Here is a 21462-nt window from a genome sequence, read left to right on the forward strand (position 1 = left end):
CCGGCCTTACTCGATCATCAGCCGGATGATCTCCTCATTGGTCTCCTTCATGCCGTCCTTGCCCAGACGCCCGATGCCCTTGATGGTGGTCTCGATGTCCTTCATCACGATGCCGTCGCCGCCCTTGAACTCCTGATGGCACTTGTACATGTTGTAGCCAAGCAAGGCCGCGTCCACCGAGGATGCGATCTTTGCCGCGCAGGAGGCCTTTGCGCCGTCGCACACGATGCCGGACACGATGGCCAGCGCATTGACCACCGTGTGGATGGCGGCCTGATAGCCGTCGCCGCACAGATATACGATGCCCGCGCCTGCGCCCGCACCGGCGCTGACTGCGCCGCAGTAGGCGGACAGGGTGCCGATGCCGGTCTTTTCGTGGATGGCCACCAGATTGGAAATGATAAGGGCACGGTAAAGCTTTTCCTTGCCGCTGTGCAGCTCCTTAGCGTATTCAATAAGCGGCACCGAGCAGGTGATGCCCTGATTGCCGCTGCCGGAGTTGATGATGACCGGCAGCTCGCAGCCGTTCATGCGGGCGTCCGAACCGGCGGCCGCCTTGGCCTTGGCCCGGATGGACACATCATTGCCGTAAGTGGAAAGCAGCACCTGGCCGATGTTCGCGCCATAGTCGCCCAGAAGGCCCTCCTCTGCAATGGCGTTGTTGTAGCGGATCTGACGTTCCAGCAGGTCCGCCACATCCTGCAGGTCGGCGGTCTCGGCAAAGTCCCAGATGTCCTTCATGTTCAGCAGGCTGCGGTCGGCCCGGCTGTCCCGCCGGGCCTCCTCGTTCAGCAGCGGCTTTTCGTAGAGCACCCGGCCGTTTTTTTCGATCAGGCAGATGTTGGTGTGAAAATCCGCAATGCGCACCTTTGCGTAGGAATCCCCGCTGCACTCGGTAACGATGATATCAAACACATGCCCCTGCTCGATGTGCTGGATGGAAATGGGCACCGTCTGCAGATAGTCCCGGATGGCCGCCTTCTTGTCCTCGCTGACCTCCGAGATCACTTCCAGCTCCTTTTCTGCCGAGCCGGCGATGATGCCCGCTGCCACAGCGGCTTCCATGCCTTTCAGGTGGCCGGTGTTGGGCACGATGACGCTCTTCACGTTTTTGATGATGCTGCCGCTCACCTGCAGTTGCACGCTCTCGGGCAGTGCGCCCAGCACCTCGCGTGCCCGGGCCGCAGCATAAGCCAGTGCAATGGGCTCTGTGCAGCCCATTGCCGGGATGAGCTCCTCTTTTAATATTTCCACATACGCCTGATAGCGCGGATCACTGCGTTCCATGACGGTTCCCTGCCTTTCCTGTCGATTCGATATTTACCAACAGGAGTAGTATACTATAGAACCCGCGCAATGTAAAACAAATTCTTTCCCACCCGCAGGACCGGCTATTGCAAAGCGCAGACCGCAGAAGTAGAATAGGAGCATCCAAACCGATAAATCCACGGAGGTTCTTCCAAATGATCGAAAAAGAAGTACAGGAGCTGCTGTCCTTCATTGACGGCAATCCTACCGCATATCACACCACTGCATCCGTCCGGAACATCCTGCTGAAGGAAGGCTTTTCCGAGCTGCTGGAGAGCCGCCGGTGGCAGCTGGAGCCCGGCAGGAGCTATTTCGTCTGCCGCAACGGCTCCAGCATCCTTGCGTTCCGCATGGGAGAGCAGCTGGAAAACTACAGCTTCAACGTGGCTGCTGCCCACACGGATTCCCCCTGTTTCCGCATCAAGGAAAACGCCGAGATCCACATGGGCCGGAAGTACACCAAGCTGAACACCGAGGGCTACGGCGGCATGATCTGCTCCACATGGATGGACAGGCCGCTGTCGGTGGCAGGCCGCGTGCTGATAAAGGAGAACAATGCCATCACCTCCCGCCTGCTCACGCTGGACCGCGACCTGCTGATGATCCCCAGCGTAGCCATCCACATGGATCGCGAAGTCAACGACAGGGCTTCCTACAACAAGCAGGTGGATATGCTGCCCCTGCTGGGCGGTGCCGCCGAGGAAGGCGTGCTGAAAAAGCTGATCGCCGCCGAGCTGCAGGTTGCAGAAGAGCAGATCCTTGGCAGTGACCTGTTCCTCTGCATCCGCGAAAAGGCCTCCGTCTGGGGCTGCAATGAGGAGTTCATCTCCTCCGGCCGTCTGGACGACCAGCAGTGTGTGTTCGGCATCCTGAAAGGTTTTCTGAACGCGCACTGCGCCCAGTCCATCAACGTTGCCGCCTTCTTCGACAACGAAGAAGTGGGTTCCGGCACCAAGCAGGGCGCAGCTTCCACCTTCCTGTACGATGTATTGCACCGCATCGCGCAGAACGTCTGCCCCGGCGATGAGGACTTCCACCGTGCGGTGGCGTCCAGCTTCATGTTCAGCGCCGACAACGCCCACGCCGTGCACCCCAACCACCCGGAATACACCGATGTGAACAACTGCACCTACATGAACGAGGGCGTTGTGGTCAAGGTCCACGCCGGCCAGAAGTACACCAGCGACGGCATGAGCATGGCCGTGGCAAAAGAGCTTGCCGCCCGCGCCGGTGTCCCGCTGCAGTATTTTGCCAACCGTTCCGATAAAGTCGGCGGCAGCACTCTGGGCAACCTTGCCATGGCGCAGGTATCCATGAACTGCGTGGACATCGGCCTGCCGCAGCTGGCCATGCACTCCTGCTACGAGACCGCCGGTGCACGGGACACCGTTTCTCTCATCCGGCTGATGGAGGAATTCTACGCCAGCCACTTTGAAGAGACCGCGTCCGGCACTCTTACCATCAGCAAGTAAGGCCCGTACAACCTAAATTATAAGGACCGCTCTTGGAAAAGCAGTACTGCTCTTCCAAGAGCGGCTTTTCGTTTCCACTGAAGTGAGTATTGAGAAAAAACGTCCATTGTGCTACAATTATCCTGTTATAATATCGCTTTTTACCGCAGCGTAAAATCTTTTTTCGCAAGGAGTATAATAAAATGAAATTAGGTATCGTCGGCCTGCCGAATGTCGGCAAGTCCACTCTGTTCAATGCCATCACCTCCACCAAGAATGCAGAAGCCGCAAACTATCCCTTCTGCACCATCGAGCCGAACAGCGGCATCGTGGCCGTGCCGGACAAGCGTCTGGACAAGCTGGCCGAGATCTGGCAGACCAATAAAAAGACCCCTGCCATCGTGGAATTCGTGGATATCGCGGGCCTTGTGAAGGGTGCCAGTCAGGGCGCGGGTCTGGGCAACAAGTTCCTGGGCCACATCCGCGAGTGCGACGCCATTGTGCATGTGGTGCGCTGCTTTGACGATGACAACATCATCCATGTGGTGGAGGATGTTTCCAAGGCCGAGGCCGTGGACCCCATTGCCGACATCGATGCCATCGACTACGAGCTGATCCTGTCCGACCTTGAAGTGGTGCAGAACCGCGCAGGCCGCATGGCAAAGGCCGCCAAGAGCGGCAACAACAAGGGTGCTGCCGCCGAAGCCGCATGGCTGCAGCAGCTGGCCGATCACCTGAGCGCCGGCAAGCCTGCCCGCAGCTTCGATTTTGACGAGGGCGATGCCGAGCAGCAGACCGTGCTGCACGAGATGGGTCTGCTGAGCGCTAAGCCGGTGCTGTACGCCTGCAACGTGGGCGAGGACGACCTGATGGAGGGCATCGAAAACAACAAGTATGTCCCGCTGGTGGCCGCACGCGCCAAGGAAGAAGGCGCACGCTACATTCCCATCTGCGCCAAGACCGAGGAGGATATCGCCGACTATTCCCCCGAGGAAAAGAAGGCTTTTCTGGCTGAAATGGGCATTGAAGCCAGTGGTCTGGACAACCTCATCACCGCCAGCTACGACCTGCTGGGCCTGATCTCCTTCCTGACCGACGGCAAGAAGGAGTGCCGCGCATGGACCATCCGCAAGGGTACCAAGGCACCGCAGGCTGCCGGCAAGATCCACAGCGATTTCGAGCGCGGCTTCATCCGCGCCAGCGTCATTGGCTACAGCGATCTGGAAGCCAACAACTTCGATTATGCCGCCGTCAAGGCCAAGGGCCTGCAGCGCACTGAGGGCAAGGAGTACGTTGTCAACGACGGCGATGTGATCGAGTTCCTGTTCAACGTTTAAGGAGAAACCCTCTCAGTCAAAACCTGACGGTTTTGCCAGCTCCCCGAAAGGGGGAGCTGGCATCGCGCAGCGATGACTGAGAGGGTTCGCTCCCAGCCTTCCTGAATTAAAAAGAGTCATTCCCCTGAATATGGCCAGAGCGCATACGTCGGCCATTTAAAATCGTAAATGAGGTTTCCTATGATTTTCGGTATTATGGGCGCAATGCCCGATGAAGTCGATCAGCTGTGTGCAAAGCTGGAAAACGTCACCGTGGAGCCCTACGGCGGCGTGGATTACCACAAGGGCACGCTGGCCGGCAAACAGGTGGTGGTGTGCTGTGCCGGCATGGGCAAGGCCAATGCCGCCGCCACCACGCAGGTGCTCATCACAAAATTCGGCGCGGAGAAGATCATCTTCTCCGGCATCGCAGGCAATATGACCTCGAAGATCGGCATTGGCGATGTGGTTATCGGCAAGACCGTACTGTACCATGACGCTCAGCTGGATATGATCTGCCAGAACCCGCCGTTCCTCAAGGAATACACCGGCGACCCGGAGCTGATCGCCGCCGCCGAAAAGGCCTGCGCCGATGCAGGCGTGAAGGCACTGGTGGGCAAGATCGCCACCGGCGACCTGTTTGTGGGCGACAGCGAAACCAAGGCTGCCATTGAAGCCAAATGCGCCCCCGACTGCGTGGAGATGGAGGGTGCCGCTGTGAGCCAGATCGCCGCCAAGAACGGTGTGCCCTGCGTCATCCTGCGCGCCATGAGCGACAACGCCGATGAGGACGGCCACGAGGTGCTGGTGGTGAAAAAGTTCAGCATTGCGGAATATGTAGCCACCGCCACCAGGATCGTGGCCGCGATGGTGGAAGCACTGTAAAAAAGAACCCTCTCAGTCAATGCTTCGCATTGCCAGCTCCCCCGAAAGGGGGAGCTTTTGACATTCCGGAAACGTTTTCCGTTTTGCCAATGGCTCGCCCCTCGGGAGAGCTGGCGAACAAAGTGAGCCTGAGAGGGTTTTCTTTTACAAGAACTGCTCCAGCTTTACCCGGCTATCCTCCTGAAACTCCTGCAGCCTTTGGGCAAGGCGCTTTGCGCCGGGCGCGGCATTGGGATAATCCTTCTGGGCCTTTACGCAGTCCACCACCCCCATGCCGCTGCCCTGCGTGAGCATTTCGGCCAGATTGCGGGTGGACTTGTCTGTCAGGGTCTTGATGCCGATGCCCATTTTTGTGTTCAGCTTTGCCATGGCGCTCTGCCCCTGCGCGGTGCCGCCGCAGGCCTCGATGGCGGTGTGTGCTTCCTGATTGAGCTGGTGGTACACATTGCGCTGGCGCAGCAGCTCGGCCTTGAACTGCACATCATCGGTCATCGGCACGATCTGTTCCAACGTATTCTTGCCCATCTCCGTGTTCTGCACCACGGCTTCCAGCAGGTTCAGATTGTCGTTCTTCTGGTTTTCCATACAAAAAATCCCCCTTCTGGCCTTAGTCTGCGCCAAAAGGGGGATTTTATACACTGGTTTTATTCTGCACGCATCTGATCGCCGCCGGCGTTCTGTGCCTCCCGCAGACGTGCATCGCACAGCTCGTACAGCGCCTGCCAGTTCTTTGCGGAGACATCCTCCAGCCCGGCTGCGCCGCAGCTCAGGGTAAAGGGCACCCGGCGCATCATGCCGGTGGTGGTGATGCATTCCCGGGGCATCTGCCGATACAGGTTCCGCATCTCCTCTGCCAGCTGTTTGCCGTCGGTGTCCAGACAGCCCACCGCAAAGATGCTGCCGGTCAGGCGGCAGACCACGCGGACCGCAGGGGTATCAAAGCTCTTTTTCCACTGGTTGCCCACAAAGCAGTGCAGCTGATCCATCACAGGCTGGCCGTAGGTGTCCCGCAGCTTCTGGCCGTTGTCGATGCTCACCAGCGCCACAGCCGCCTTGCGGCCCTGCGCTGCGCACTGTTCCAGCTTTTGGGCAAACACCGTTTCCAGATAGCGGCGGTTGTACACGCCGGTAAGGAAATCGTGGCTCATATCCTCGCGGCACAGCTCCCGCTCCCGGGGCGTCATGCGCTCTTCCGGCAGCACATTGCCTGCCAGCGGTGCACTCATTTCCAGCTCCCAGCATTTGCCGTCCGCTTCCACTCTGCGGTGCAGCACACAGTCCACACGGCCATTGCGCAGCTCGTAGTCCACCCGCAGGCCATCGTCCTGCCAGCCGTCACAACGCGGCGCTTCGGTCAGGGTCACTGCCTCAAATACGGCCTGCGCTGAGCGCGCAAGTTCCCGCAGATCCTGCTCGGTACATTCTTTCTTCATGTAATTTTCCCCATCATCTGCGCACGCGGCGCTCCCGTATCCCGCGTGCAGTCACCTGTTCCCCATACGTTCAGGAACCATCTGCCGCATTATGCATCCCGCGCCCGCCGCTCTGTTTCCGGGAATCCCGGGAACGCATCAGGCAAAGAAAAATGGCATAATGCCGCTTTAGCAACATTATACCATTCAGCTTCTGATTTTACCAGCAAAACGCACAATTTTCTGCCGGAGTTTTTACATTTTCGTCAAATTGCTAAGCGCCCGCCGCTCTGTGCCTTCTGTTTATACGCGGCAGTACACACTGCACTCGTCGTGAATGGTCTTGGCCAGTGCCTTGACGGCAAAGCCGTCTGCGGCGCGCCATGCCCAGTTTCCGCCCAGCTTGCCGGGCGTGTTCAGGTGTGCTTCCGCGCCCAGACCCAGCCAGTCGTACATGGGGATGATGGCCCGGTCGGCCACCGACCCCAGCGCTGCGCGCAGCAGAGCAATGCGGACATCATCGGTCCGGATGGCCGCCAGCTCCTTTGCGGTGGGCTTTACACCGGTCAGGTGCAGGTAAGCGGCAGCGGCAGCCTTTTCCTTTTCCGATGCGCCGTTCTCCCACCAGTCGGTCAGGGTGGTGTTATCGTGGGTGCCGGGATACACCACGCTGTTCTTGACGTGGTTGTGGGGCAGATACTCGCTGTCCCCACCGCCGAAGGCGAACTGCAGCACCTTCATACCCGGGAAGGTGCTGTCGGCCAGCAGCTTTCGCACGCTGGGGAACAGTTCGCCCAAGTCCTCGGCAATGATGGGCAGCTTGCCAAGGGCAGCTTCCAGCGCATCGAACAGCTCCATGCCGGGGCCGTTCTCCCACTTGCCGGTGCGGGCGGTGGTGCTGTCCGCCGGGATGGCCCAGTAGGTATCGAAGCCGCGGAAGTGGTCGATGCGCAGCAGGTCGTAGATGCCCAGTGCGTGGCGCACCCGGCGCACCCACCACGCGTAGCCGGTCTTTTTGTGGTATTCCCAGTTGTACAGCGGGTTGCCCCACAGCTGACCGTCGGCAGAGAAGTAATCCGGCGGGCAGCCCGCCACACGGGCAAAGCCGCCGTCGGCATCCAACTCAAACAGCGCGCCGCCCACCCATGCATCCACCGAGTCGGCAGAGACGTAGATGGGGATGTCGCCCAGGATCTGCACGTCCTTTTTGTTGGCGTAGGCCTTCACCGCCTGCCACTGGGCCGCAAACTTGTACTGCACGAACTTCCAGAAGCCGATCTCTTCCTCGTTTTCGGCGGCAAAGGCGGCAAGGGCCTTCTTGTCGCGCAGGCGGTAGGGCTTGTCCCACTCCACCCAGTTCTTCATGCCGTTGGCCACTTTCAGGGCCATGTACAGGGCGTAGTCGTCCAGCCATTCCTCGTTGGCAAGGGTAAAGGCATAATAATCATCCGGGAAGTAATATGCACAGCCATGCAGCCCGGCGCACTGCTTGCGCCATGCGGCGTAGGCGGTGCGCAGGACTTTAAAGCGGCTCACATACAAAGTGCCGTAGTCCACCTCTTTGGGGTCCGTGCCCCATTTTTCGGCCTTGAGCTGGGCGGCGGTGAGCAGCCCTTCTTTCTTCAGGGTGTCAAGGTCGATGAAATAGGGGTTGCCCGCAAAGGCCGAGCAGCTCTGATAGGGGCTGTCGCCGTATCCGGTGGGGCTCAGGGGCAGGATCTGCCAGATCTTCTGGCCCGCTTGTGCCAGAAAATCCACGAACTTGAAGGCTTCCTTGCCAAAACAGCCGATACCGTAAGGGCCGGGCAGGCTGGACACCGGCATCAGGATTCCACTTTCACGCATGCTATTACCTTCCTCATTTTTAACATTTTATGGGAATGTCGTTGTTTCTTATCATAACATATCCGCAGACTATTTTCCACAGGCAAAAAACGTGGTATACTTATTTTTACGGGATAACCGTCCTTGCCCTCTCCGTCACGGCTTGCGCGGGAGCGCCTGAGAGGGCGAGGACGCTAAAGGTTGCAGCGGCTGTTTCCCTTTACGACCCCACCCGTGAAAATGGGATTCAGGAAAGTCCGCAGACTTTCCTGAATCCCGAAATAAAAATAAATTTTCCGCTGAATATGGCCAGAGCCTGCGGCGGCCATTTTAAATCGTCAAACTGCACCCTGAACAGGAGGTACCCGCGCCATGCAGCGCACAGAAAAATACTTTGAACCGGACGCCTTCCGCACCCAGTGCGAAAGCGTCATCCTTGCCGCAGAGCCGGACGAAAAGACCGGCGGCGGGCGCATTGCGCTGGACGGCACAGTGTTTTACCCGGAGGGCGGCGGTCAGCCCGCCGACCGGGGCACCCTGACCCTGCCGGACGGCACCACGCTGAATGTGACCGATGTGCACGAGCGCGACGGCATCCTCTGGCACAGCGTGGACGCTCTGCCGGAAAGCGCCGTTCCCGGCACCGCTGTTTCCGGCTGCATCGACTGGGAATGGCGCTTTGACAAAATGCAGCAGCACACCGGCGAGCACATCCTCTCCGGCATCCTGCACCAGATGTTCGGGGCCGAGAACGTGGGCTTCCACATCGGTTCCGAGGCCGTGCGCATGGACACCAGCGTGCCCATTTCTGCCGAGGACCTGCGGGCAGCCGAGCTTGCCGCCAACCGCATCGTGTGGCAGGATGTGCCGGTGCTGGTCAGCTACCCCACCCGGGAGGAGCTTGCCGCCCTTGTCTACCGCTCCAAAAAGGAGATCGAAGGGCAGGTGCGCATCGTGACCATCCCGGGTGCGGACGTCTGCGCCTGCTGCGGCACCCACACCCGCACCACCGGTCAGGTGGGACAGATCAAAATTCTGGCATCCGAGAACTACAAGGGCGGCGTGCGGCTGAGTGTGGTATGCGGAGCCCGTGCGCTGGAAGCGGCACAGGCCATGCGTGCCCGTCAGGCCGACATCGGGGCGCTGCTCTCCGCCAAGGCCGACCAGACCGCTGTGGCGGTGCATCGCGTCTACGACGAGTATACTGCGCTCAAGTTTACACACTTTGGCGTATGTTCTCAGCTGTTCGATGCGCTTGCCCAGCTGGCAAACCCCGGTGAGGACGCCATCCGCACAGTGCCCGGCCTTGACCCGGACGGCCTGCACCGACTGGCGGTGCGCCTGACCGAAGCCACCACCGGTCTCTGCGCCGCCCTGACCCCCACCGAAAAGGGCACCGGCTACTGCATCGCGCAGGCAGACGGCGACGTGCGCGCCCTGACCAAAGCCCTGAACGCCGCCCTGAACGGACGCGGCGGCGGCAAGCCCGGCATCTGTCAGGGCAGCTGCGCCGCTGCACCGGAACAGGTGGAGGAATTTTTGCGGGAGCAGGAATAACCCTCTCAGTCAAACCCTTACGGGTTTGCCAGCTCCCCCGAGGTGGGGGGGCTTCTATTGCAAAACCGAATAGCTTTCCCTCTTATAGTCAAAAAGCTCCCCCTTTCGGGGGAGCTGCCGAGCGAATGCGAGGCTGAGAGGGTTCACAACATCAAGGAGAACAACAAACTATGAGAATGCGTTTCAAACCCTATGCCCACGACGAGCTGATGGCAGCCGACTTCCATGTGCATGAGCCGCTGATCTGGGGCGGCAAGTGGCACGGTCAGTACGCCCGCCCGGAGCAGCCCTTTGTGCTGGAACTGGGCTGCGGCAAGGGCGGCTTCATCTCCCAGCTGGCCTGCGCCCACCCGGAAAATAACTATCTGGGCATCGATATCACCGATAAGGTGCTCATCCTCGCCAAGCGCAAGATCGAAGCCGCCTATCAGGCTGCGGGCCGCCCCATCGACAACGTGAAGATCATGAGCACCGACATCGAGCGCATCAAGGGGGTCATTACCGCCGAGGATACGGTCAGCCGCATCTACATCAACTTCTGCAACCCGTGGAGCAAGAACGGCTCTTCCCACAAGCACCGTCTCACCTACCCGCGCCAGCTCATCAACTACCGCGAGTTCCTCAAGGACGGCGGCGAGATCTACTTCAAGACCGACGACGATGATCTGTTCCGCGACAGTCTGGAATACTTCCCCGCTTCCGGCTACGACATCGAGTGGATGACCTACGACCTCCACGAGAACGAGCCGGAGTGGAACATCCGCACCGAGCACGAGGGCATGTTCACCGAAATGGGCATCAAGATCAAGGCCCTGATCGCCCGCAAGAACCCGGACCCCGCCAGCGTGACCTGGATCGAGCCCAAGATCCTCAAGCGTCAGGCCCGCGAAGCCGCCGAGGCCGAAGCCCGGGCTGCACAGGAAGGCGAAGGCAATGAATGACCCCTGCGAGATCTGCCTGAACAATGTGCAGGACGAGTACGGCAGCTGGTACTGTGCTCAGGGCGGCTGTCTGGACGAGGACGAGATGGCCCGCTATCTTTCCCGCAGCACAGCCGCCTGCCCGTTCTTTGAGCCGGGCGATGAATACAAGATCGTACAAAAGCAGAACTGACCTGCACAGCAGCATGATTCTCACGGGAGGTGTTTTATGCTCAACTTTCTCACGACCACCACGGTGTGCGGCTTTTCGCTGTACCATGTGCTGGCCTTCTTCCTCATTTATTCCTGCACCGGCTGGTGTCTGGAGGTCATCTTTGCCGCCGCCACCACCGGTCAGCTGGTGAACCGCGGCTTTCTCAACGGCCCGGTGTGCCCCATTTACGGCTTCGGCATGATCATCGTGCTGTTCGCCCTGACCCCTCTGCAGGACAGCGTCCTGCTGCTGTACATCGGCGGCGTCATCCTGCCCAGTGCGCTGGAACTGGTGGGCGGCTGGGCACTGTATAAGCTCTATCACACCCGCTGGTGGGACTACAGCGAATTTCCCTTCAACATCGGCGGTTATATCTGCCTGCAATTCAGCCTGCTGTGGGGCGTGGGCACGCTGGTGGTCATGCGCATCGTCCACCCGGTCGTCGCCGGCCTTGTGGACATGGTCCCGCCCTTTATTGGCCTTATCGTCATGTGTGTGCTCTATGCAGTCTACGCGGCAGACGTGGTCGTTACGGCCTTTGCCGCCTCTGGTCTGGCCCAGACACTGGACGCCATGGAACAGCTGGCCGACAGCATCCATGCCGTCAGCGACGCCATGACCCAGCTGCTGGGCACCACCGCCCTGAACGCCGACCAGAAGCTGGACGAGCAGCGCCTGCAGCTCAAGCTTGCTGCCGCCGAGGCCCGCGAAGCCGCTCCGGAAAAGCGCGCCCTGCGTGAAACGCTGGCCGCCGTCCGCGCCAAGACCGATGAGGCCCGCGAGGCCGCAAAGCATGCTTCCGAGATCGCCAAGCTCAACACCGCCGAAGCCGCCAAAGCCGCACAGCTGGCCGCCAAGGGCACGGTGGAGCGTGCTGCCGAGCTGCTGCGTCTGGAACAGCTGGCCGAGGAGCTGCAGGCCCGCAGCGACGAAATGCAGGCCCAGCTGCTGCGCACCCCCCGCATCGTGGGCCCGCGCCGCATGCTGCGCGCCTTCCCCGGCCTGAAGCACGGCGTGAAAAAGACCACCCTCAAGGCCCTGCGCCTTGGTCTTGCCCGCCGGGAAAGTTCCAAAGAAGAACCGAAGAAAGCCGACTCCGACACCCGCAGGGACGCCTGAGACTGCTGCCCAAAAGACCGCTGCATCCCGTGCAGCGGTCTTTTTATACCCTGTCTTCCGGACCCGACCGGCGTTCCGTTCTTTTTGTTATAAAGTTTTAAATATCTATTTCCAAAGGTTTAAAATCGTGTTATACTGTTCTGTAGAATGACATATTTTGTCGAAAACGTCTAACAGCGAGGGATTTACAATGTCCGAAGAACTGAAGTTGAATGAAAATGTCAGCGCACCGCAGCCCGATGCGCTTGCACGGATCGCTCGCAAAGACGACTTCCTGCAGCAGCTGCAGGAGTTTCTGGCGCAGCACAAGGGCGAGAACTGGTGTGTTGCCGCCATCGATCTCGAGCATTTCAAACTGTATACCGAGCTGTACGGTGCTCCGCAGGCGCGCAACCTGATGCTGTCCCTTGCCGCCCTTCTGCTGGAGCACAGCAAGGTGACCGGTTCTCCGGTGGGCTACTTTGGCAGTGACGATTTTGTGCTCTGCCTGCCGGACGACAAGGAGCAGCAGCTGGCCATCATCAGCCAGCTGCAGACCTGCGTGAACAGCCACAGGCAGGACGTCACCTCCTTCCTGTCTTTTGGTGTGTGCCCTGTGGCCGAACATCCGGACGCCGACGTACAGACCTTGTGCAGCTATGCGCAGATCGCATCGGTAGACCCCTGCCCGGCCGTGGGCGGTGTGCACCGCTTTACGCCGACCATGCTCAGCCGGATCAAGGAGCAGCGCCAGCTGCTGAGCGAGCTGGAACACGGCCTGAAAAATCACGAGTTCTGCTTCTTTCTGCAGCCCAAGTGCAACAGCATGACCCGCGCCATCGTGGGCATGGAAGCACTGGTGCGCTGGAACCACCCCACCCGCGGCTGCGTGCCCCCGTCTGAGTTCATGCCCCTGCTGGAAAGCACCGGCCTTGTGACCCAGCTGGACCAGTACATCTGGGAATCCGTCTGCAAGACCCTGCACAAGTGGCAGGAGAGCGGCAGCAATCTTGTGCCGGTATCCGTGAACGTTTCCGTGGTGGATATCGTCAATCTGGATGTGCCGCAGATCTTCTCCGACCTTGTGGAAAAATATCAGCTGGAGCCCAAGCTCCTGCTGGCCGAGATCACCGAGACCATGCTGGCCGAAAATACTTCTCTGGTGGAAAACGCCATTCAGGGCCTGCACCGCAAGGGCTTCTCTGTGATGATGGACGACTTCGGCAGCGGCTATTCTTCGCTGAACATGCTCAAGGACACCAATGTGGACGCCATCAAGCTGGACATGAAGCTCATCGATATGAACCAGCAGAACCGCAGCAAGGGCGTGCAGATCGTGGAATCGGTGGTGGATATGGCCCACCGCCTGAACCTGCCCATCATCGCCGAGGGCGTGGAAACGCCGGAGCAGGTCTCCATGCTGCAGGCCGCCGACTGCCTGTATACGCAGGGCTATTATTTCTACAAGCCCATGCCGGTGGAGAACGCCGAGGCCCTGCTGGCCCAGCCCAACAGCGAGGATTACTGGGATATGCGCCGCGACCTGCTGCGCCGTGACCGCCGGGTCCCCGTCTCCGACAGTGAGCAGACCGCACTGGCGCTGCAGGCCTACCAGATCTTTGCAGACAATGTGCTGGAGCTTTCCCTGCTGAACCTTTCCACCGGCGAATACCGGGTCATCAAGCGGGATCCGCGCCTGCCCGGTATCGGTTCGGACGCCGAGGAGGGTTTTACCGCTTACTGTGAGCGCATGGTGACGAACAAGGTGATTCACCCGGACGACGCGGAGATGTTCACCGACCAGACCGATCTGGAGGCCCTGCGCTCTGCTGTTTTCAGCACCCAGCAGCCGGAGGCCTACCGCTTCCGCAAAAACGTGTCCGGCCAGTTCGTGTGGATCACCATGGAGTTCCTGCCCTGCCGCAACTGCTGCGCCCAGAACCCCTGGGCCACCGTGGTGGTGCGTGAGGATGCACAGGCCGACCAGCTCAGCGAGGAGCTGGACTTCTCCTACAGCCACGACACCCTGACCGGCCTGCTGAACCGCAGCCTCTTTGAGACCGATCTGCGGACGCTGCAGTCCAGCGAATACGACTCCATGGTGTGCACCTGCATCGACGTGGTGGGCCTGCACGAGATCAACAACCATCTGGGCCACCGCAGCGGTGACTCCATGCTCTGCTTTATTGCCAATGCGATCCGCAAGTTCTTTGCTTCCAGCCGCATCTACCGCATCGGCGGTGACGAATTTGTGATCCTCACCCCGAACCAGCCCCCCTACAGTGTGTGGGTGGCTGTGGACAGAATGCGTGCTTTCCTGCGCGAGAAGGAGTACGAGATCTCGGTGGGCATCCAGAACACCAATGACCTGCACCGGCTGGACGACGCCATAAATCAGGCTGAAACTGCCATGCGGCAGGACAAGCAGGCCTATTACGCCCGCAACGGTCAGGAGCGCCAGCTGCGCGGCCTGAATGAGAAGCTGGAGCGGACCCTGACCGAAAAGCGGGATACCGAGCACTTCCTGCGGGTCCTTGCCCCCAAGTTCAAGAGCGTGTTCGTTGTGGACCTGAAGACCGACCGTATGCGCGGTGTGATCGTCCCGGACTATTTCCAGAAAATTCTGGACACCTCCGGCGGCTCTTTCCTCGCCGTTCTGCAGCAGTACCGTGATACGCAGGTGCAGCCCGCCTACCGCGAGAGTCTGGCAGACCTGCTGGACTACAACTATATCCGCAGCAAGGTTCTGACCGGCGACATCGTGGAGCACACCTATAAAAAGACTGATGGCACCACCTTCCGCGTCAAGGTGACGCCCTACTCCAGGAGCGGCTCTCATATCGATGAAACGCTCTGGATCTTCTCGGATGAAGGGGCATCCCTTACCCCCCCCCCAGACAAAATAAGTAATTAAACGTTAAAAAATCGGAAACGACTGCGGTCGTTTCCGATTTTTGTTTTTACAGAAAAGTTGTGCCGGGCAGCAGCATTTACCAATTTCGACCCCCTCCCCGTGAAAAAGAACTCCAGAAAAATCCGCGTTTGCGCAGCAATGAAAGCCCCAGTGGGGCTTTCAAGCGGCAGAACGGTCTTGCTTTTAGCAAGATGGCGGGGCCTCGCCCCGACACGTTCCGCAGATTTTTCTGGAGTTCAAAATAAAATAATAATTCCACTGATTATGGCCAGAGCGCACGCGGAGGCCATTCTAAATGGTCAAGATGGTCAGGCCCACAGATTTTCCGGGTACTGGCCCTCTGCCGTTTTGCGGGCGATGGCCTCCACCACCAGCGGCTTGTCCTCGCGATAGGTGACGCCGTACCATTTATCGGTGCTGCGCAGCACCTGGATCTTCGCTTTGCCCTCTTCGATGAGTTCTGTGACGACCAGCGGCAGGAAATACTCGCACTTGAGCGGGTTTTTGGGCAGATTCTCGGTCAGCCAGCCTGCAAAGCGCTGCTCAGCCTCATCCAGAAAGCTTTTGCCGAAGCCCCACAGATTCATGCTCACCGGGGTATCGCCGGGCAGGTCGGTCCAGCTCTCGCCGCCGTCCTCGGTAAAGTGCACGCCGTTCTCGTACGTTTCAATGCGGGTGCGCTCGGTCACGCTGTGCAGGGTGCCGTCGGGGTCGGTCACACACACGCCGCGGGCCACGCTGCCGTTCTCGGAGACGGTGTTCCGGAGCAGGTAGCTTACCATGCAGTAGTCGTAATAACTGCCGTCCTCGTGGGTGGACAGGTAATCATACATCACCCGGAAGGCCTCCGGGCCGTAATAATCATCGGCATTGATGACCGCAAAGGGGCCGTCGATGAGGTCCTTTGCAGCCAGAACGGCGTGGCAGGTGCCCCATGGCTTGACACGGCCCTCCGGCACAGCAAAGCCTGCGGGCAGTTCGTCCAGCTGCTGGAAGGCGTATTTCACCTGCATTGCCTTGGACACCCGCTCGCCGATGGCTGCTTTGAAGGCGTCCTCGATCTCATGCTTGATGACAAAGATCACCGTCTCAAAGCCTGCGCGGCGGGCATCGTAAAGGGAATAGTCCACGATGACCTGACCATTGGGGCCCACCGGGTCGATCTGCTTCATGCCGCCGTAACGGCTGCCCATGCCAGCCGCCATGACCACCAGTACCGGTTTCTTCATATAAGGTTCCTCCCATATCTGAGCCGCAGCCGCGGCAGAATATTCATGGTCTCATTATACTCCATTTTTGACAGAAAAACAATTTGAAATGGCTCCGCTTCAGGGAAATCAATTTTTGCAGCTTGACCCGGATCAAAAGCGCTGTGCCATCTCTTGGGTGACTGACCCTCTCAGTCATCTCGCTTTGCTCGATGCCAGCTCCCCCAAAGGGGGAGCTGGCAAAACCGTCAGGTTTTGCCAGAGAGGGTTCCGCCAATCGCGGCTATCCGTTTGGGCCTCTGTGTGAAAATGAGTTTGTCGCGGCCCACAGGCCGCGACAAACTCAAAAATATAAAATTCATTCCGCTGATAATGGCAGAGCGAAGCGGAGCCATTTTTCAATCGTCTCTTCGTTCTGCAAGCTAAAATTTCCAAAATATGCAATTTATGCTTGCAAAATATTGTTTTTACGATGCAAATATTGTATACTGGTATCATTCACCGCAGGTTTTGCCTGTCAAAATGCGTTCAAAAGAGAAAGCATTGCTTTCCAATTCAACCAAGAAAGAGGTATTTTATTATGAATGAAGCCGTTACCAAGCGCTTTCTGCTGTATTTCCGCCTGATGCTGCTGGTGTGGATCCTGATCGCCAACGCCATCATCCATGTGACCGGTCTGGAGTACAGCTGGCTGATCTTCCTGAGCAATATCATGATGTTCACGCTGGAAGGCGATGTAAAAGATCGCTTCGTCACCGTTGAGCTGGGTGGTCTCGTGGGCCTGATCCTCACCGTGATCGCCCTGCTTTCCATCACGGCCCTGACCCCGGTGCTGGGCGGCTTCTTCGGCTTCCTCATCCCGCTGGCCGTGGTGCTGTTCATCCTCATCATCCTGCACCCCTACGCACCCAAGGTGCTGAACAACGTGGGCTTTGCCTACCTGACCGTGGCCTGCATCGACACCACCGCTCTGGCCACCCACCTGCCCCAGTTCTTCATCACCTTCATCGTGGGTTCGGTTCTCTTCAACGGCGTGTGCGTGCTGCTGATGAAGCCCGCCAAGGCTCTGGCCGTCAAGAGCGTCCAGAAGGAAAACGCGTAACTCTCTTTATGGAGTATATAACATAAGCGAAGGCCCCGTTCCCATCGGAACAGGGCCTTCGTCGTTTATGTGTTGTGATTTGCCAAAAATTGCACACTGTCGATTTTTGTGCTATACTGGTCACGCTGCCCTTCCCATTCTGGCATCAGAAGGGGGTGAGGACCGATGAACTCAATTTTAGTCAACTTTCTCGTGGCTGTCGCAGCGCAGGTAACGGCAAACTATCTGTGCAAGTGGCTTGATCGTCACCGCAAGGGCAAGTAAGCACAAGAACCCCCTTGGAGCGGCAACTCCGAGGGGGTTCACTTTTGTGTGAGACCGATGCAATCCTCAATCTCTATCAACTTTCTCTACCCTTATTATATGCATCCTTGCAAAAAAGTCAAGGCAGCGGTATTTTTTATTTTTTCAGTTTGCGGCATCCATACGGATCCTTACATTCGTTGTTGCCATGCAAAAAAGCGCCGCTCTCCCCTGCCGGGAAAGCGGCGCTTTGTGTTTTGCAGTGTCTGCTTACAGGCTGCGGTTGCGGATCTCGGCAGTCACCTTTGCGATGAATGCATCCAGCTCCATCGTGGTGGTCTCGCCCTTGCGGTCACGCACCGAGATGTTTCCGGCCTCGGCTTCCTTGGCACCCAGAACCAGCATATAGGGCACACGGTCCACCTGCTGTGCCTCGCGGATCTTGTAGCCGATCTTCTGGTTGTCGTCGTCCAGCACAACACGGACACCGGCTTCCACCAGCTTTTCGGTCACGCCCTCGGCGTAGTCCAGCGTCTTTTCGGAGACGGGCAGCACCTTGACCTGCGTGGGAGCCAGCCAGGTGGGGAACTTGCCCTTGGTCTCTTCGATCAGGTAGGCCATGAAGCGGTCCAGAGAGCCCAGGATGGCGCGGTGCAGCACCACAGGGGTCTTTTCGGTGCCGTCCTTGTCCACGTAGGTCAGGTGGAACTTGGCGGGCAGGCAGAAGTCCAGCTGGCAGGTGGACAGGGTGTACTCGGCACCCACGGCGGGCTTGACGTTCACGTCCAGCTTCGGGCCGTAGAAAGCAGCCTCGCCGATCTCCTCGGTGAAGTGGATGCCCAGCTCGGTCAGCACTTCGCGCAGGGCCTGCTCTGCATGGTTCCACATGGCATCATCGTCGTGGTACTTCTTCTTATCGGCAGGATCACGCAGGCTCAGCACGCAGCGGTAATCGGTAATGTTGAAGTCCTTGTACACCTCAAAGATCAGGTCGCACACGTTTGCGACCTCGCTCTTGATCTGCTCCGGGGTGCAGAACAGGTGAGCATCGTTCTGGCAGAAGTGACGGCCGCGCTCGATGCCCTTCAGGGTGCCGGAGGACTCGTAACGGAAATCGTGGGCGATCTCACCGATGCGCATGGGCAGGTCACGGTAAGAATGGGGACGGTTTGCGTAGATCATCATGTGATGGGGGCAGTTCATCGGGCGCAGAACATAGCTCTCGCCCTCCATCTCCATGGCGGGGAACATGTTCTCGCGGTAGTGATCCCAGTGACCGGAGGTCTTATACAGGTTCACAGTGCCGATGCAGGGAGTCATAACGTGCAGGTAGCCGCGTGCACGCTCCTTCTCCTTGATATAGTTCTCCAGCTCCTGCCAGACGGTGTAGCCTGCGGGCAGGAACATGGGCAGGCCGCGGCCAACCAGATCGTCGGTCATGAACAGGCCCATTTCCTTGCCGATCTTGCGGTGATCGCGCTCACGGGCCTCCTGCTGCTCCTTCTCCCATGCATCCAGCTCTTCCTGATTGTGGAAGGCCACGCCGTTGATGCGGGTGAGCATCTTGTTTTCCTTGTCGTTCTTCCAGTATGCGCCGGACTGCTGGGTGATCTTGAAGGCCTTCAGCGCCTTGGTGTAGGTCAGGTGGGGTCCGATGCACATATCCACGTACTCGCCCTGCTGGAAGAAGCTGAACTCGGTCTCCTCGGCCAGATCCGCCATGTGCTCGATCTTGTAGTTCTCCTTGCGCTCTTCCATCAGCTTCACGGCCTCGGCGCGGGGCAGGATGAAGGGCTTGATGGGCAGGTTTTCCTTGACGATCTTGCGCATCTCTTTTTCGATGTTTGCCAGATCCTCGTCGCTGAGCTTCTGGTCGCCCAGATCGACATCGTAGTAGAAGCCGTTCTCGGTGGCAGGGCCGAAGGCAAAGTCAGCCTGCGGATACAGGCGCTTGATGGCCTGCGCCATGATGTGGGCTGCGGTGTGGCGGATAACATGCAGTTCCTGGTCCTGCGGGCACTCGTCCACATGGCCGTCCTTATAGATGATCTTCATAATGTTTGCTCCTTTGACAGATAAAGTAAAACAAAAAAGCGCTTCATCCCGCACACTTACTCACGGGATGAAGCGCCTGAAAAAATCAGAAACGTTCCACGGTTCCACCCGAATTGCACGCCTCTGCGTGCCACTCGCTGTGCTGTAACGGGCGCACCCGGCAGAGGTTCTCCTCTGCGCTCTGCGGTGGTAGAGCTCCGGCTCATGGCAGGCTGCTTGCAGCACCCTTGCGGGGCAGCCCTCTCTGGGTCATGGAGGAACAGGAACTCAGTTTGTCCGCATCATCGCTTTTACAGGATGAAACTACGCTGATTGTAGCACGTCCCGCAGAAAAAATCAAGAGACGCAGCCATGAAATTTTTTCTTCATTTTTCTTCCTTCGGCTGCAGGAATTCCGAAAAAAGCTTGCTGGTGCGGAATCCCTGACTGGAATACAGGCTGTGATAGCCGGAGAACATATAGCTCAGGCCGCAGGCCAGCGCCATCAGCTCAAACCCGGCCCCGCTGAACAGTTCAGCCGCCAGCACAATGGAAGCCACCAGCGTATTGGTTGCCCCGCAGAACACGCACACCAGACCCACTGCAGCAGAAAAGCCCGCCGGGAGCCCCAGCAGCGGCCCCACCACACAGCCAAACGTCGCGCCGATGTAAAAGCTCGGCACCACTTCGCCGCCCTTGAAGCCCACGCTCAGGGTCAGCACCGTAAGCACCATTTTGCACACAAAGTCCCACGGCAGAGCCTGCTCCAGCTCAACGGCATCCATAATGACATCCATGCCGGCACCGTTATAGCGGCCCACCCCCATCAGGTAGGACAGCGCCACCACAGCCGCACCGCCTGCAGCAGCCCGCACCCATGGATTCGGCAGCAGTTTGGGGATCTCATGCTCAAAAAAGTGCAGCATCTGGCAGAAAATCACCGCCACCACCGCGCAGCACATGGCCAGCACGGCGGTGCGCACCACCGTCCAGGCATCCAGCGGCGGCGCTTCCATCACAAACCGTGTGGGCGCAATGCCGGCCTTCAGCGAGATGCTGTATGCAATAAGCGCCGCCAGAAAGCCCGGCACGAAGGCCACGGTCAGCATCAGGCCCACATCCACCACCATCATCGCAAACAGGGTCGCGGTCAGCGGCGTGCCGAACAGCGCCGAAAAAAATGCCGCCATGCCGCACACGGTAGCCGTGCGGCAGTCATGATTGTTGAAGTGCAGCACCCGGCCGATGTTCCAGCCGATGCTGCCGCCCATCTGCAGCGCTGCGCCCTCGCGGCCGGCCGAGCCGCCGCACAGATGGGTGAGCACAGTGCCCAGAAAGATGGCCGGGACCAGCCACGGCGTCACCGAGCTGCCGTCCTGCACGGCCCGCAGCACATCGTTGGTGCCCTTGCCGACACAGCCCGTCACCTTATACAGAGCCGTGATGGCGATGCCTGCCGCAGGCAGGAGCCATAGCAGCCAGACATGCTCTGCGCGCTGCTCGGTCACCCATTCCACTGCCAGATGGAACAGCGTTCCGATGCCGCCGCACAGCACGCCGGTGCACACAGCCAGAAGCGTCCACCGGAACAGCGCCAGCAGCGAGATCCGGATCGCTTCCTTATAATGCAGGAACCATTCCTTTATTTTCCACATGTTTCTTCCCCGCACCTCTCTTAATTTCGATTTGATTTTGTCTATACGCGCCAAAACATAACATGTTTTTCTATCAATGTCAACCAAAGAATGGCAAAGGATCTTATACAACTTTCACATGCCCGGTAAAACAAATGCCAAAGGCCCCGCTTCTTTGTGCGCAGAAGCAGGGCCTTTGATCTGATTTCGGATCAGAAAAAGGAAAAAGGAAAAAAGGAGAACAAAGGGAGTTTGTCGGGGCGAGGCCCCTCCATCTGCTTTCGCAGACCGTTTGGTCACTCGAAAGCCCCACTGGGGCTTTCGTTGCTGACACAAACGCGA

General features: G+C 58.8%; 16 protein-coding genes. 9 read left to right on the forward strand and 7 right to left on the reverse strand.

What is annotated here, in order from left to right:
* Window positions 1-6: 6 nt before the first annotated feature.
* Window positions 7-1287, reverse strand: a complete 1281-nt coding sequence (locus ACNSPV_RS02075; protein WP_348584782.1) for a serine dehydratase subunit alpha family protein — start codon at window positions 1285-1287, stop codon at window positions 7-9.
* Between the two features lie 176 nt (window positions 1288-1463).
* Between ACNSPV_RS02075 and ACNSPV_RS02080 the strand changes: the two genes are divergently transcribed.
* The 3 genes from ACNSPV_RS02080 to ACNSPV_RS02090 all read left to right on the forward strand — a co-directional run bounded on the left by ACNSPV_RS02080 (window position 1464) and on the right by ACNSPV_RS02090 (window position 4960).
* A complete protein-coding gene (locus ACNSPV_RS02080) occupies window positions 1464-2780 on the forward strand; it encodes a M18 family aminopeptidase (protein ID WP_348584781.1) in 1317 nt (438 codons plus the stop codon).
* A 182-nt stretch (window positions 2781-2962) separates the two neighbouring features.
* Entirely contained in the window at window positions 2963-4096 is a 1134-nt protein-coding gene (gene ychF, locus ACNSPV_RS02085) for a redox-regulated ATPase YchF (RefSeq protein WP_097777075.1), read from the forward strand.
* A 180-nt stretch (window positions 4097-4276) separates the two neighbouring features.
* The gene (locus ACNSPV_RS02090; protein WP_348584780.1) at window positions 4277-4960 is read left to right on the forward strand and encodes a 5'-methylthioadenosine/adenosylhomocysteine nucleosidase; all 684 of its coding nucleotides are present in this window, start codon (window positions 4277-4279) and stop codon (window positions 4958-4960) included.
* 144 nt (window positions 4961-5104) lie between these two features.
* Here ACNSPV_RS02090 and ACNSPV_RS02095 read toward each other — a convergent pair whose 3' ends face one another.
* The 3 genes from ACNSPV_RS02095 to malQ all read right to left on the reverse strand — a co-directional run bounded on the left by ACNSPV_RS02095 (window position 5105) and on the right by malQ (window position 8217).
* Window positions 5105-5545, reverse strand: a complete 441-nt coding sequence (locus ACNSPV_RS02095; protein WP_249237563.1) for a hypothetical protein — start codon at window positions 5543-5545, stop codon at window positions 5105-5107.
* A 59-nt stretch (window positions 5546-5604) separates the two neighbouring features.
* Window positions 5605-6393 (reverse strand): GGDEF domain-containing protein, encoded by a 789-nt coding sequence (locus ACNSPV_RS02100; RefSeq protein WP_348584779.1) that lies wholly within the window; start codon window positions 6391-6393, stop codon window positions 5605-5607.
* A 282-nt stretch (window positions 6394-6675) separates the two neighbouring features.
* A complete protein-coding gene (malQ, locus tag ACNSPV_RS02105; protein ID WP_348584778.1) occupies window positions 6676-8217 on the reverse strand; it encodes a 4-alpha-glucanotransferase in 1542 nt (513 codons plus the stop codon).
* A gap of 351 nt (window positions 8218-8568) precedes the next feature.
* Here malQ and ACNSPV_RS02110 point away from each other — a divergent pair, with 351 nt between their 5' ends.
* From ACNSPV_RS02110 to ACNSPV_RS02130, 5 genes are all read left to right on the forward strand, one after another.
* Window positions 8569-9753 carry an alanyl-tRNA editing protein gene (locus tag ACNSPV_RS02110; protein ID WP_348584777.1) on the forward strand — a complete coding sequence of 395 codons (1185 nt, stop codon included), beginning with the start codon at window positions 8569-8571 and terminating at the stop codon, window positions 9751-9753.
* A gap of 170 nt (window positions 9754-9923) precedes the next feature.
* Window positions 9924-10694, forward strand: coding sequence for a tRNA (guanosine(46)-N7)-methyltransferase TrmB (gene trmB, locus ACNSPV_RS02115; RefSeq protein ID WP_348584776.1), 771 nt, complete (start codon window positions 9924-9926; stop codon window positions 10692-10694).
* Window positions 10687-10866: a DUF6472 family protein gene (locus ACNSPV_RS02120; protein ID WP_097777082.1), complete on the forward strand. Its 180-nt coding sequence runs from the start codon at window positions 10687-10689 to the stop codon at window positions 10864-10866. Before trmB ends, ACNSPV_RS02120 begins: the two co-directional genes overlap by 8 nt.
* A gap of 36 nt (window positions 10867-10902) precedes the next feature.
* Complete coding sequence (locus tag ACNSPV_RS02125; protein WP_348584775.1) at window positions 10903-12006, forward strand: putative ABC transporter permease; 1104 nt, start codon at window positions 10903-10905, stop codon at window positions 12004-12006.
* A gap of 190 nt (window positions 12007-12196) precedes the next feature.
* Window positions 12197-14899, forward strand: coding sequence for a sensor domain-containing diguanylate cyclase (locus tag ACNSPV_RS02130; RefSeq protein ID WP_348584774.1), 2703 nt, complete (start codon window positions 12197-12199; stop codon window positions 14897-14899).
* Window positions 14900-15207: 308 nt separating this feature from the next.
* Here ACNSPV_RS02130 and ACNSPV_RS02135 read toward each other — a convergent pair whose 3' ends face one another.
* Window positions 15208-16128, reverse strand: coding sequence for a nucleotidyltransferase family protein (locus ACNSPV_RS02135; RefSeq protein ID WP_348584773.1), 921 nt, complete (start codon window positions 16126-16128; stop codon window positions 15208-15210).
* A 559-nt stretch (window positions 16129-16687) separates the two neighbouring features.
* On the opposite strand from ACNSPV_RS02135, the gene ACNSPV_RS02140 reads away from it, so the two are divergent.
* Window positions 16688-17209 (forward strand): hypothetical protein, encoded by a 522-nt coding sequence (locus ACNSPV_RS02140; protein ID WP_005938352.1) that lies wholly within the window; start codon window positions 16688-16690, stop codon window positions 17207-17209.
* 513 nt (window positions 17210-17722) lie between these two features.
* Here the strand turns inward: ACNSPV_RS02140 and thrS are convergent.
* Window positions 17723-19507: a threonine--tRNA ligase gene (thrS, locus tag ACNSPV_RS02145; RefSeq protein ID WP_348584772.1), complete on the reverse strand. Its 1785-nt coding sequence runs from the start codon at window positions 19505-19507 to the stop codon at window positions 17723-17725.
* 365 nt (window positions 19508-19872) lie between these two features.
* Complete coding sequence (locus ACNSPV_RS02150) at window positions 19873-21141, reverse strand: chloride channel protein (protein ID WP_348584771.1); 1269 nt, start codon at window positions 21139-21141, stop codon at window positions 19873-19875.
* Window positions 21142-21462 lie beyond the last annotated feature (321 nt).

Source organism: Faecalibacterium sp. 3 (assembly GCF_048323735.1).
Taxonomy (GTDB): domain Bacteria; phylum Bacillota; class Clostridia; order Oscillospirales; family Ruminococcaceae; genus Faecalibacterium; species Faecalibacterium wellingii.

Coding starts and splice junctions, on each gene's coding strand:
- ACNSPV_RS02090 (WP_348584780.1), top strand. CDS start 4,277: ATGATTTTCGGTATTATGGGCGCAATGCCCGATGAAGTCGATCAGCTG.
- ACNSPV_RS02080 (WP_348584781.1), top strand. CDS start 1,464: ATGATCGAAAAAGAAGTACAGGAGCTGCTGTCCTTCATTGACGGCAAT.
- ACNSPV_RS02110 (WP_348584777.1), top strand. CDS start 8,569: ATGCAGCGCACAGAAAAATACTTTGAACCGGACGCCTTCCGCACCCAG.
- ACNSPV_RS02100 (WP_348584779.1), bottom strand. CDS start 6,393: ATGAAGAAAGAATGTACCGAGCAGGATCTGCGGGAACTTGCGCGCTCA.
- ACNSPV_RS02120 (WP_097777082.1), top strand. CDS start 10,687: ATGAATGACCCCTGCGAGATCTGCCTGAACAATGTGCAGGACGAGTAC.
- ychF (WP_097777075.1), top strand. CDS start 2,963: ATGAAATTAGGTATCGTCGGCCTGCCGAATGTCGGCAAGTCCACTCTG.
- ACNSPV_RS02135 (WP_348584773.1), bottom strand. CDS start 16,128: ATGAAGAAACCGGTACTGGTGGTCATGGCGGCTGGCATGGGCAGCCGT.
- malQ (WP_348584778.1), bottom strand. CDS start 8,217: ATGCGTGAAAGTGGAATCCTGATGCCGGTGTCCAGCCTGCCCGGCCCT.
- trmB (WP_348584776.1), top strand. CDS start 9,924: ATGAGAATGCGTTTCAAACCCTATGCCCACGACGAGCTGATGGCAGCC.
- ACNSPV_RS02125 (WP_348584775.1), top strand. CDS start 10,903: ATGCTCAACTTTCTCACGACCACCACGGTGTGCGGCTTTTCGCTGTAC.
- thrS (WP_348584772.1), bottom strand. CDS start 19,507: ATGAAGATCATCTATAAGGACGGCCATGTGGACGAGTGCCCGCAGGAC.
- ACNSPV_RS02130 (WP_348584774.1), top strand. CDS start 12,197: ATGTCCGAAGAACTGAAGTTGAATGAAAATGTCAGCGCACCGCAGCCC.
- ACNSPV_RS02140 (WP_005938352.1), top strand. CDS start 16,688: ATGAATGAAGCCGTTACCAAGCGCTTTCTGCTGTATTTCCGCCTGATG.
- ACNSPV_RS02095 (WP_249237563.1), bottom strand. CDS start 5,545: ATGGAAAACCAGAAGAACGACAATCTGAACCTGCTGGAAGCCGTGGTG.
- ACNSPV_RS02075 (WP_348584782.1), bottom strand. CDS start 1,287: ATGGAACGCAGTGATCCGCGCTATCAGGCGTATGTGGAAATATTAAAA.
- ACNSPV_RS02150 (WP_348584771.1), bottom strand. CDS start 21,141: ATGTGGAAAATAAAGGAATGGTTCCTGCATTATAAGGAAGCGATCCGG.